We start from the raw sequence: 11794 nt of genomic DNA on the forward strand, positions 1-11794 counted from the left end.
CCCGTACGCTGCGGGAACGACTGGTGAAAGCAGGTATCGGTCATGATGGTGCCGTGATCGAACGCCCGGATGCCATGCAACGCGTGCGGCTGGCGCACACCGAGGCCCTGCTGGCCCAGCTCCGCAGCGCCGGCCCGCTCAGCCGGGCCGAACTCATCCGGCTGACCGGGCTGTCGCGCACCACGCTGTTCGACATCATCGGCGACCTCATCGCCCGCGGTGTGGTCGTCGAGCGCGAGCCGGCGCTGTCCGGGCACCGGGGCCGGGGTCGGCCGTCCACGACCGTCAGCCTCAACCCGTCCGCCGGCCGCATCGTCGGCATCGACCTCGGCCGGGCGACGATCACCGTCGTCGTCGCCACCCTGGGCCACGACATCCTGGCCCGGGGCAGCCGCGCCGTCGCGCTGACGGCGGGGCCGGCCCGACGCGCCAACGCGGCGATCAAGCTGATCGACGACCTCGTGCAGGAACACGACATCGACCTGCGGGCGCTGGAGGCGATCGGCCTCGGCCTGCCCGGCCTGGTGGCCGGTCGGGGTCGACCTGCCGACGGCGGCAGCCCGTCGGTGGCCGCGAAGCAGGTGAGCGCGCGGATCCGGGACCGGTACGGGGTCGCCGTCGTCACCGACAACAACTCCCGGCTGGCCGCCCTCGCGGAAGGCACCTGGGGCGCGACCCGTGACGTACGGGACGCCATCTACGTCCGGTGGAGCGACGGTGTGGGCGGCGGGCTCATCGTCGACGGTCGGCTCGCCCGCGGCGCGAACGGCGCCGCCGGGGAGATCGGCCACGTCAGCGTCGATCCCGACGGCGACCCCTGCCCGTGCGGCGGCCGCGGCTGCCTGGAGTTGCTGATCCGCCCCTCGGCGCTCATCGAGCAGTGCGCCGGCCGTGGTGTGACAGTCGCCGACCCGTCCGATCTGGTGGCGCGGGCACAAGCCGGCGAGCCGGCAGTCGTGGACGTGATGCGGCACGCCGCGCGGCTGCTCGGCCGGGTCCTGTCCGGCATGGTGGTGCAGTTGGACCCGGGCAAGGTGGCCATCGGCGGCACCGTCGCCCATGCCGGCGACGTGGTGCTCGACCCGGTCCGGGCAGCGATCCGTCAGCTGGCGATCCCCCGACACCCGCGCCGCCTGGACGTGGTGACCGCCCAGTTCGGCGACGAGGGCGGGGCACTGGGTGCCGTCGCGGCAGCCCTGCGGCTCAACACGGCCGAGCCTCTGCCGGCCCTGCCGACGGCATAGGCCCAGCACGCCCGCCGGCGCGGTTCCCGGCTACGGCACCGCCGGCAGGAGCGTGAGCAGGTGCTCGACCGTCCCGGTCACCGCGTCGCGTCCCGCTGCCAGGTACCGGCGCGGATCGCGGGACCGCGGCAGGGCGTCCCGGACCGCGTCGGTGAACGCCACGTTGAGGGCCGTACCGACGTTGATCTTCACCATGCCGTGGGCGACGGCGGCGCGGATCTGCTCCAGCGGCACCCCCGAGGAGCCGTGCAGGACCAGGGGCACGGGTACGGCGTCGCGGATCGCGGCCACCAGGTCGAGATCCAGCGAGGCGGTCCGGTCGGCCATCGCGTGGGAGCTGCCCACGGCGACGGCCAGGGCGTCGACGCCGGTCTCGGCGACGTACCGGGCGGCCTCGGACGGGTCGGTGCGGACACCTGCGGTGTGGGCGCTCGCCGGGGCATCCGGTTTACCGCCGACGTAGCCGAGTTCCGCCTCCACCCACAGCCGGTGCTCGTGCGCCCAGTCGGTCGCCTTGCGGGTGGTCGCCACGTTCGCGGCGTACGCCAGCGCGGACGCGTCGACCATCACCGAACTGAAGCCGGCGTCGGGTGCCTGCTCCAGCAGGGTCACGTCGTCCACGTGGTCCAGGTGCAGCGAGAGGGTGGCGCTGGACTGCCAGGCGACCTCGGCCGTCGCCGCCGCGATTGCCGACACACCGGAGTGGTAGCGGGCGGCGTTCTGACTGATCTGCAGGATCGCTGGCCGGCCGGCACGTTCCGCCGCGGCGGCGATCGCCTGGGCGTACTCGATCGTGATCACGTTGAACGCGAGCACGCCGGTACCGGCGGCCTGGGCGGCCGCTACCAGGTCGGCGGTCGGCACGAGGGTCATCGACCGGCCTCAGGCGACAGGCGCGGTCAGGACGACGGACCGGGTGAGCAGCCGGGGCTGGTCCGGGTGCAGACCGCGACGCACGGCGAGTTCGACGGCGAGGCGCTGCGCGGTCGTGAGGTGCGCCATGGCGTCGATCTCCTCGTGCACCACGATCGCGCCGGTGGCGGCCAGGTCGTCGTGCAGGCCCGGCACCACGGGCCCGAAGATCCAGACCACCGACCGGCTGTCCACGACGCTTATCGGACCGTGCCGGAACTCCATCGCCGGGTACGACTCGGCCCACATCTGCGCCGCCTCACGCAGCTTCAGGGCCGCCTCGTGCGCCACGCCCACAGTCCAGCCGGTGCCGAGGAAGGTGAACTGGTCCCGAGCGACAACGGCCGGGTCCAGTGGCGTGGCCAGGTGGGTCCGCGCCTGGTCGATGGCCCGGGTCAGGTCCTCGCCCAGACCGGCACGCCAGAGGGCGAGGGCGGTCGTGGCGAAGCGGGTCTGCACCACCGACTGCTCGTCGGCGAAGTCGAGAACCACGCAGTCGCTCACGAGCCGGGTCACCGGCCGGTCGGCGTCGGTGGTGAGCACCGTCGAGCGGCTGCCGGGTGGCAACTGCTCAAGGAGTCGGAGCACCTCGGTGGTGGTGCCGGAACGGGTGATTGCTACCACCCGGTCGTACCGTCGGCCGGCGGGGAACTCGGAGGCGGCGAAGGCGTCGGTCTCGCCCTGGCCGGCCGACTCCCGCAGCGCGGCGAAGCTCTGCGCCATGAAGTACGACGTTCCGCAGCCGACGACGGCAACCCGTTCGCCCGGCTGGGGCAGGGCCCGGGCCACGCCCGGCCGGGCGGCCAGCTCCATGGCGCGACGCCACGTCTCGGGCTGGGAGGTTATCTCGGAGGCGACGTGCGACACGGTTCCTGCTCTCTGTCGGTGCGGTACTCGGTGAGCTCTTGCACTGTGGTTCCGGGCAGCAGCCGGGAAGCCACGCCGTCGTCGTACCCGCCCGCCCACGGACAGGCGACGGCGGCCGCCGAGACGGCCGCCCCCCGGGCCAGGACGTCAGGCCACGGCGCGCGGGTGAGCAGCCCGTACGCGAGCACGGCCGCGAGGGCGTCGCCGGCACCTGTCGGGTTGCCGGCGACCCGTTCGGGCGCGCGGGCGCTGTAGGCGGCTCCGCCGGTCACCGCGACGAACCCGTCCGCGCCACGGGACACGACACCGGCGTCGGCACCGAGCCGGACCAGCTGGTGCGCCACCTCCACGGCGTCCTCGCGGGTGCGTACCGGGCGGCCGAGCAGATCCGCCGCCTCGTGCGCGTTTGGTTTGCCAAGCGTCGGTGCCGCCCGCAGCGCGTGGCGGAGCGCTGGGCCTTCGGTGTCCACGATGGTCTCGGCCCCACCGGCCCGTGCGATGGTGACGAGGTCGGCGTACGCCGTCTCGGGGACGCCCGGTGGCCGGCTGCCGGACAGCACCACCACCCGGGCCGCGCGGACCCGCTGCGCGAACCCGTCTCGGAACGACTCCCACTGGTCGGCGGTGACCTGCGGGCCTGGTTCGTTGAGGACTGTCGCCGTGTCCCGTCCGAGGACGGTGACGGTGCGGCGGGTCTCCGCGTCGAGGCGGGTGAACCACGCCGGTATGCCGGCGGCTGCCAGTTCGGCCTCGATCTGGTCGCCGGCGGCACCGCCGGTCAGGCCGAGGACCATCGTCTCGGCGCCCAGCTGCCGCAGCACCCGGGCGACGTTCAGGCCCTTGCCGCCGGCGCGGGACACCACGCCTGTCACCCGGTGGGAGGTGTCCGGTACCAGGTCGGGGACGGTGTAGGTGACGTCCAGGGCCGGATTGAGCGCCACCGAGACGATCAGGTCGGCCCGGACCCGGGACTCCGGCGGATCGCCGTCCAGGTCTCGTCTCATGTCCGCCCCTCCCGGAAGATGCCAGCCACACGAGCACGGATGATCTTTCGTGACATCCAGGCGGCGGAATCAATCAAGATGTTGCAAACCTTAGGAGCTGCCCCCGGCGGCGTCAAGGTCGGTCCTCCGCCTTCACGTACGGTCATCGACACCCGATCAAGGGCATCCGGGCGGCGGTCCGGTGCCGCAGAAACTTGCACCATGTTGCACGGGCAGCGAGGCTGCATCGATCCCTTGACGTGCGTCGATAAGGCTCATAAGTTCGTCCGACATCTGACGTAGGACAACCCTCGGTCCGAAGGATCCCATGACCACACGACTCCCCCGCCGCTCGTTCGCCCTGGCGGGTGCCGCCGGTGCCCTCGCCGCCGTCGTACCTCCCGGGCGCGCCGACGCCGCGGTCACCGCGACGTCCCTGCCGGTACTCGGCGTCTCCGACGACTGGAACGCCGTCCTCGCCCGTACGCCTCAGGTACAGCTCACCCCCGGCGCCACCTACACCCTCACCGCCCCCGTCGCCCTGCCCGACCGTTGCCTCATCGTCGGAAACGGCGCGACGGTCACCGTCGCCACCGACCAGACCGGCGCGCTGTCCATCGTGGGCCGCACCGGCGTCACCATCAGCGGCGTCCACTTCCTCGGACGCCAGGCCAACCCGGTCGGCACCTCACCACAGTTCGCGCACGTCGCCGTCCGGATCAGCCGCAGCACAGGCGTCCGCATCCAGGACTGCGACTTCACGAACTGGCGCGGCGCCGGCCTGGCGATCACGGGCTCGACGGCCGACGACTACTTCGGCTACCGGCTCAAGGTCAGCGGCAACGCCTTTCACCGCTGCTACTTCGGTGTCTCGCTCGCCGACCGCAGTGAGTACTCGCAGTTGACAGCGAACAGCTTCACCTCGTGCCGACTCGCGATCTGGAACTCGTCAGGGAACTGGACAGTCAACGACAACGTCATCGTCGGCTGCTACGGCGCGTACTACTCGTTCGCCCAGACCAGCCCGTACGGCGCGCTCGCCAGTGACAACTGGGGGCACGGCAGCCTGACCGGCAACACCGTCAACCACTCCAACGGCGGCGTCCCCGTGCGGTGGAGCACCGCGCTGTCGTTCCCGATCGGCGCGACGGTCCGCGACCCGGGCCCCGGTGTGGTCGTCGACGGCGTCCTGCCGCCGACCTTCACCGGCAACACCCTCTGGTACAGCGACGTCCGCGCCACGAACCTGCAGGGCAGCCGGTGGCTGCTCTCCGGGTGCACGCTCTCCAACCTCGCCGTCACCTGCGCCGGCAGCGTCCCGGTGCACCTGGTCGGCACGCAGTCCAACAGCGGCACCGCGCCCCTGTTGCAGGGCAACGTCAAGGATCTCCTACCGCTCTGAACGATCGGGGGTACACGACCGTGTTCTCGTCCCGCAAGCGGCTCCTTCCTCTCGTACTCACCTCCCTGCTGGTCGGCGCGGGGCTCAGCGTCCCGTCGGCGGCCCGGGCTGCCAATCCGACACCCCAGGTCGCGCCGAGCCTCCGGGAGTGGACCGGCGGGACCGGCGTCTGGACGCTCACCGGGACCTCCCGCATCCTGGTCGACCCCACGTACGCCAGTCAGTTGTCGACGGCCGCGACGTCGCTGCGCGTCGACCTCGGCGCGATAAGCGGTGCCGACGTGCCCGTCGTCTCGTCGGCGACACCGGGAACCGGCGACATCCTGCTCACCCTCAACGCCGGCGACCCCGGCATCGGCGACCAGGGCTACCTGCTGACCGCCGGGTCGGCCGTCGTGGTCCGCGCGAACGCGGCGGCCGGCGCCTACTACGGCACGCAGACCCTGCTGCAAGTGATCAAGCAGAGCGCGACGAGGACGACGGTGCCGGCGGGGACCATCCGGGACTACCCGCAGTACCGGGACCGGGGGGTGATGCTCGACGTCGGCCGGCACTTCTACGAGATGGACTACCTGGAGAACCTGCTGCGCCGCATGGCGTGGCTGCGTCTGAACACGCTGCGCATACACTTCACCGAGTGGAACGGGTTCCGTCTGCGCAGCGACAGGTACCCCGGTCTGGCCTCCGCCCAGTCGTACAGCAAGGCCGACCTGCGCCGGATGCAGGACGTCGCCAAGCGGTACCACATCACGATCGTTCCCGAGATCGACCTGCCGGGCCACGCGACCGCGATGACGACGTACGACCCGTCGATGCGGTTCTCCTGCCCGTCGATGGACTACGCGCCCTGGCCGGGCGGTGAGAGGGGCGGCTGGACGCTCAACCTGACGAAGGACTCCGCCCGGACGTTCGCCATGAACCTGCTGTCGGAGTTCGTACCGCTCTTCGACGGTCAGTACTTCCACATCGGCGGCGACGAGTACCAGACCGACAGCGCCAAGAACAGCTGCCCCGAGCTGGTCAGCTACGGGCAGGCGCGGGGCTTCCCGTACACCGGTGACGTCTTCACCGAGTTCATGAACCTGATGAACGACAAGGTGCGGTCGTACGGCAAGACGACCCAGCTGTGGAACTGGTGGGAGACGAACGGCCAGCAGACAAGCATCAAGCCGTCGACCAGCATCGTGCTCACGCCGTACACCGGGTCGCTGAGCTACTTCTACAACCTGGGCTACACGGTGGTCGGCGTTCCGGAGAGCACGTTGTACGTAACTCCCGGGCTCAATCTCTACGTCAACACGAAGAACGTCTACGAGAGCTGGACGCCGGACCAGAACGCCAAGGTCAACGGCTACCAGATGGCCCGCTGGTCGGACGCCGTGGAGCACCAGACCGACGAGTGGTTCGACCAGTACGCGAAGCGGCCGACGGAGGTCGTGGCGGAGCGTCTGTGGGGCGGCCCGCGATCGAGCACCGTTGAGGCGTTCTTCACCCGCGTGGACGCGATCGGGAACGCTCCTGGCGTGCCGAGCGTGGTCCAGGTCAACGACAACACCACGGGAACCGGCGACAACCAGTTCAGCTACTCGGGCACCTGGCAGTACGGGACCAACGGCGCCCGGCAGTTCCAGGGCGACGACCACTACAGCAGCACGCTCGACAGCGCGTACCAGGTCCGGTTCACCGGAAACAAGATCAAGCTCTTCGCCGCCCGGGCGGCGAACCACGGGCGGGCCGGCGTCTCGATCGACGGCGGCCCGGAGACGGTGGTCGACCTGTACTCCCCCACCCGGGTGGACCAGGCGATGGTCTTCACCAGTGGACCGCTGGCGCAGGGCTCGCACGTCCTGCGGGTGCGGGTGTTGAACAGCAGGAACGCCAGCTCGTCCGGCACCGCGGTCACCGCGGACAAGGTCGAGCTGTCCCGGGCGGCGACCCCGGCCGCGGCGTTCGACCCGTCGACCGAGTACCGGGTCGTCAACCGCAACAGCACCAAGGTGCTCGAGGTGCCGACGGGCAGCGGAGACGGCGCGAACGCCATCCAGTGGTCGAGCAACGACGCGGCGCACCAACGGTGGACTCTCGTCGAGGCCGGCGGCGGCTACCACCGCATCGTCAACCGCAGCAGCGGCAAGGTGCTGGACGTGTCCGGCTCGTCCACCGCCGACGGAGCGAGCGTCGTCCAGTGGACGAGCCACGGCGGCGCGAACCAGCTGTGGAGCGTCATCCCGGTCGGAACGCATTACAAGATCATCAACAGGAACTCCGGCAGGGCGCTCACCGTGGCGAACGCCGCGACCAACGACGGCGCCGCCGTCGTCCAGTCGACCTACCGCGGAGGTACCGAACAGCAATGGACCATCACCCGATGAACGACAGTTCGAGGGCGCGTCCGGGCCTGGCGCCCCGGGCCGGAACCGCCGCCGCAGTCGCGTTGACGCTTCTGCTGAGCCTGCTGATGCCGGCATCCGCCGCGCAGGCCACGGCAGCCCGCCAGCAGTGGTCGCTGTCCTAGCCGGCACGTGGATCCGGCTCGTGGTCCGTCGGACGGGGCGCCGCCCCGTCCGACGGACCACAGCCGTTTGGGCTCAACCCCCCGACGCCACCGCCCTTCCGGTGAGCGCCAGATCGGCCACCGTCGTCCACGGCCCCCGGTCACCGGCCTCGCTCAGCGCCCGCAGGCGCAGGTACCTGCCGCTGCGGGCGGCGCTGAACGGCACCACCTTCTGGGTCGCCGTGTCGGCGAACGTCCCGGACGCCACGGCCGTGCCCCAGGCGCTCGGGCTGTCCGAGACGTACACCTCGTAGCGGCCGATGCGGCCGTTCACTCCCCCGTCCTGCCGGGGCAGGTACCGAAGTCCGTCGACCTGGTACGTGGCACCCAGGTCGATCTGGATCTCGTGCGGCAGGGGCGCGGGCGTGGACGACCAGGCGGTGTGCCAGAAGGTGCCCGGGTCGGCGTCGAACGCGTTGGTGGCCCTGCCGTTCTCCGCGCTCGTCTCCTCGCTGTCGACGGACACGAGCCGCCAGTTGTCGCGCGGGATCGGCGGCGGCGTCGTACTGGTGCCGGCGACCGGCAGCACCGCGCCGTCGATCCGGGTCTGGAACGCGCTGCTCCGCGACCCGGCCTTCACCGACAGCACTCCGTCCGCGTAGAACCAGCCGCTGCCCGCCGAGTCGTACGCGGCGCGCGTGGCGAGGGCCGGCAGCGTCTGGCCGGCGACGGTTACCGCGCGCGGCGCGGCCGCCAGGTGCACAGTGAACTCGTAGGAGCGCGACGACGGCTTGCCCGCGTACGCACCGGTGGAGGCGCCCACGTCGACGGTGACCGTTCCGGTGCCGGACGCCGGTGCCGCCATCCGGACCTGCTGGGTGGCGTAGGCCCCGCCCTGGTAGGCGCGGGTGATCCCGTCGTCCTCGTAGAGCGTGAAGCTCGACGAGCCGCGCGGGTACAGGTCGTAGGTGAGCGTGGAGACCGGCTTCTCACCTGTGTAGTTCATCTGCGGCCACATCGGCACGATCGAGCCGCCCTTGACGAACAGGGGCAGCCGGTCCAGCGGTGCCGCGTACCCGTTCAGCGTGAGCGGCCCCTGGTACACCCGCCCGGTCCAGTAGTCGGTCCAGGTCCCCGCCGGCAGGTAGATGCCGTCGCGCAACTCGGTGTCGGAGACCACAGGCGCCACGAGGAAGGCGTCGCCGGCCATGAACTCCCCAGACGTGGCGTTGCCCCGGGCGACCGGGTCGTCGGGGTACTCCAGCACCAGGGCCCGGGTCGCCGGCACGCCTGTCACGCTTGCCACCCGGCTCATCGTGTAGTGGTACGGCATCAGCCGCATCTTGAGTTGCAGATAACGGCGGTTGATCGACAGGTACGGCTCGGCGTAGCGCCAGGGCTGCTTGTCCTGGTAGCCGGGCGCCGGATTGGTCACGCCCCAGCCGGACATCGTCATGAACGCCGGTGTGAACGACTTCCACTGCAGGTCCCGCACGTAGGTGTTCGGGCTGCCACCGAAGATCCCGTCGACGTCACCCGTTGCGTAGTTGAGGCCGGACAACCCGGCGCCCGCGACGGCCGGAACGGTCCACCGCATGTCGTCCCAGCTGCCGTACGTGTCACCGGTCCAGACGACGGCGTTGCGGTGGGTGCCGGCCCAGCCGTCGACGGTCCACACGTAGCGGCGGGCGTCAGAGTTCCGCTCGATGCCGTCGACCGCCTGCTGGACACCACGGAACGCGTTCTGGTAGCCGCCGCCGATCCACGCGACGTCGGTCTTCACGCCACGGCTGCCGGCGGTCCCGACCTCGTAGTCGATGGACCCGAGCCCCGTGGAGGTCCACAGGCCGGTCTGGAAACCGAGCGCCTTGGCGCCTGCCACTGTCGCCGGCAGGTCGGCGTAGCCGCAGCCGTACCCGTCGTTGGGCAGGAACCACCCCGACGGCATGTCCTTGGCCCGGGCCTCCCGGGCGTACGACAACACGTCGGGAGTCCGCTGGTGTCCGGCCCGGTTGTGGTCGCCCTGGTAGGCCGGGTTGGACGCGTTGAAGCAGTCGGCGTTGCCGAGTTCGAGGCCCCACATCGGGCTCAGGAACGGCTTGCCCGTCACGTCGGTGTACGCGCCGAGCACGGCCTTGAGCGAATCGCCCACGAAGTAGTACGTGTCGAAGCGTTCCTCGTTGTGGGTGGTGGTGACCGGTGCGGTGAAGCCGTACGAGCCGGGCGCCCACGTGTTGCGCAGGACGCCGTAGCCGTTCGTGGACAGGTAGAAGGGCGCCGGACTGGCGTTCGTGTTCTCCCGCCACCTGTTGTCCACGGCGATCGGCACCGTCTTGTCGCGCAGCGCCCACTCCCCCAGGCGCAGGCCGGTGCCGTAGAACTGCTCGTCCGCGTCGCGCGCCAGGCGCTGCGTCGTACGCCCGGCGGACCAGTCGAGCGGTTGCGACTCCCGCCAGACCGGCCGCCCGTCCGGGCGCTGGACCTGCATCGTCAGGGGGTCCTTGTTGATCCGGATGACAACCGCCGCGGTGGCGATGCGGAAGGAGCTGCCGTCGTCGGTCACCGTGCTGGCGACGCTGCCGAAATCGGTGCGTACGGTGATCTCGTTCGCGGCCGGTTCGGTGAACGTGCCGTTCGGTGCGGCCCAGACGCGGAAGATGTCCGCGCGCGCCAGCGTGAGCCGGATGCGGGCGGCCGTGCTGGTGGTGATGGTGTACGTGTTCCCGGCTCGGGTGATGCCGGTGGCGCGCCCTGGTGTGGCCGCGCGGGCGGGTACGGCGTGCAGCATCGCGGCGAGCAGGGCGAGGACCACGATGGCGGCCCTGACGGTGGTACGGCGGCGGTGGGCGGGCAGCGGTGACCAGATCATCGTTTCTCCCGGTGGTGAGGGACGATGCGGCCCAGACATTCACGAAGGCCGATAAGACGAGATGCTGCACCCGCTTGACTCAAGATGCAAGAATCGGCCCGTAATTTTGCACCGGGTTCCATCTTTGCCGAACGCGGCGCCCGTCAGACCCGGAGCACCTTGACCCCGGCCTGCTCGATGAGGCCGACCTTCTCCGGGTCCGCCGACTTATCGGTGATCAGGGTGTCGATGTTGCCGAGCGGGCAGATCCGGTTGAAGCTCCGGCGGCCCAGTTTCGAGGCGTCGGCCACCACGATCGTCCGCGCCGCGCTTGTCACCATGACGTGGTTGATCGCCGCCTCGCCGTCGTTGTGCGCGCTGGCGCCGTGCTGGTGGTCGATCGCGTCCACCCCGAGCACCACCACGTCCAGCGCCACCGACGCGAGCATCGTCTCGGCGATGCGGCCCACCAGCTCGTACGACTGCGGGCGAGCCGTCCCGCCGGTGAGCACCACACGTATGTGCGGTCGCACGATCAGCTCGTTGGCGATGTTCAACGCGTTGGTCACCACAGTGACCTCCGGCAGCTGCCCGTTCGGGTCGGTACGCAGCGCGAGCGCCCTCCCCACCTCGGTCGTCGTGGTGCCACCGTTGAGCCCCACGGTGCTGCGCGGTGGGATCAGCGCGACGGCGGCGGCGGCGATGCGCTGCTTCTCCGAGGCCTGCCGGACCGCCTTGTAGCGCAGCGGCAGGTCGTAGGACACGTTTGTGACCACCACTCCGCCCCGGGTGCGCGTCACCAACTGCTGGGTGGCGAGCTCGTCGAAGTCGCGTCGGATGGTCGCCGTGCTGACGCCCAGTTCACGGGCGGTGGACTCGATCTCGAGCTGGCCCTCGACCGCGACCATCTCCAGGAGCCGGTGCCACCGCTCGCGCTGGTTCACGTCGTACTCCGGTCGCTCGGCCCGCCCATACGGCCATCTTTGCATCTCTGATGCAACGTCCGTACCGCACCACGACCGAGGAGACAGCCCACGGGAACGA

At 70.8% G+C, this 11794-nt stretch carries 9 protein-coding genes; 4 read left to right on the plus strand and 5 right to left on the minus strand.

What is annotated here, in order from left to right; all coding sequences use genetic code 11:
* The first annotated feature begins 53 nt into the window (after nt 1-53).
* Nucleotides 54-1244, plus strand: coding sequence for an ROK family transcriptional regulator (locus tag AB0N27_RS25405; protein WP_364374661.1), 1191 nt, complete (start codon nt 54-56; stop codon nt 1242-1244).
* A gap of 30 nt (nt 1245-1274) precedes the next feature.
* Here the strand turns inward: AB0N27_RS25405 and AB0N27_RS25410 are convergent, their stop codons facing one another.
* From AB0N27_RS25410 to AB0N27_RS25420, 3 genes are read right to left on the minus strand one after another with little or no spacing between them, the layout of a single operon-like run.
* Nucleotides 1275-2117, minus strand: coding sequence for a ketose-bisphosphate aldolase (locus tag AB0N27_RS25410; protein ID WP_364374664.1), 843 nt, complete (start codon nt 2115-2117; stop codon nt 1275-1277).
* Nucleotides 2118-2126: 9 nt separating this feature from the next.
* Nucleotides 2127-3023 (minus strand): SIS domain-containing protein, encoded by an 897-nt coding sequence (locus AB0N27_RS25415; protein ID WP_364374667.1) that lies wholly within the window; start codon nt 3021-3023, stop codon nt 2127-2129.
* Nucleotides 2999-4027 (minus strand): 1-phosphofructokinase family hexose kinase, encoded by a 1029-nt coding sequence (locus AB0N27_RS25420; RefSeq protein ID WP_364374670.1) that lies wholly within the window; start codon nt 4025-4027, stop codon nt 2999-3001. Before AB0N27_RS25420 ends, AB0N27_RS25415 begins: the two co-directional genes overlap by 25 nt.
* A gap of 307 nt (nt 4028-4334) precedes the next feature.
* Between AB0N27_RS25420 and AB0N27_RS25425 the strand changes: the two genes are divergently transcribed.
* From AB0N27_RS25425 to AB0N27_RS25435, 3 genes are read left to right on the plus strand one after another with little or no spacing between them, the layout of a single operon-like run.
* A complete protein-coding gene (locus AB0N27_RS25425; RefSeq protein ID WP_364374673.1) occupies nt 4335-5408 on the plus strand; it encodes a right-handed parallel beta-helix repeat-containing protein in 1074 nt (357 codons plus the stop codon).
* Nucleotides 5409-5428: 20 nt separating this feature from the next.
* Nucleotides 5429-7780, plus strand: a complete 2352-nt coding sequence (locus tag AB0N27_RS25430; protein WP_364374676.1) for a family 20 glycosylhydrolase — start codon at nt 5429-5431, stop codon at nt 7778-7780.
* Entirely contained in the window at nt 7777-7923 is a 147-nt protein-coding gene (locus tag AB0N27_RS25435; protein ID WP_364374679.1) for a hypothetical protein, read from the plus strand. Before AB0N27_RS25430 ends, AB0N27_RS25435 begins: the two co-directional genes overlap by 4 nt.
* A gap of 73 nt (nt 7924-7996) precedes the next feature.
* On the opposite strand, the gene AB0N27_RS25440 is transcribed toward AB0N27_RS25435, so the two are convergent.
* Both AB0N27_RS25440 and AB0N27_RS25445 read right to left on the minus strand, forming a co-directional pair.
* Entirely contained in the window at nt 7997-10771 is a 2775-nt protein-coding gene (locus AB0N27_RS25440) for a TIM-barrel domain-containing protein (RefSeq protein ID WP_364374682.1), read from the minus strand.
* 143 nt (nt 10772-10914) lie between these two features.
* Entirely contained in the window at nt 10915-11694 is a 780-nt protein-coding gene (locus AB0N27_RS25445) for a DeoR/GlpR family DNA-binding transcription regulator (protein ID WP_364374685.1), read from the minus strand.
* Nucleotides 11695-11794: the final 100 nt, after the last annotated feature.

It is taken from the genome of Micromonospora sp. NPDC093244 (assembly GCF_040683695.1).
GTDB lineage: Bacteria > Actinomycetota > Actinomycetes > Mycobacteriales > Micromonosporaceae > Micromonospora.

Bases quoted from the DNA above. Each gene is read 5' to 3' on its own strand.
- AB0N27_RS25435 (WP_364374679.1), top strand. From the start codon at position 7,777: ATGAACGACAGTTCGAGGGCGCGTCCGGGCCTGGCGCCCCGGGCCGGA.
- AB0N27_RS25420 (WP_364374670.1), bottom strand. From the start codon at position 4,027: ATGAGACGAGACCTGGACGGCGATCCGCCGGAGTCCCGGGTCCGGGCC.
- AB0N27_RS25440 (WP_364374682.1), bottom strand. From the start codon at position 10,771: ATGATCTGGTCACCGCTGCCCGCCCACCGCCGCCGTACCACCGTCAGG.
- AB0N27_RS25410 (WP_364374664.1), bottom strand. From the start codon at position 2,117: ATGACCCTCGTGCCGACCGCCGACCTGGTAGCGGCCGCCCAGGCCGCC.
- AB0N27_RS25425 (WP_364374673.1), top strand. From the start codon at position 4,335: ATGACCACACGACTCCCCCGCCGCTCGTTCGCCCTGGCGGGTGCCGCC.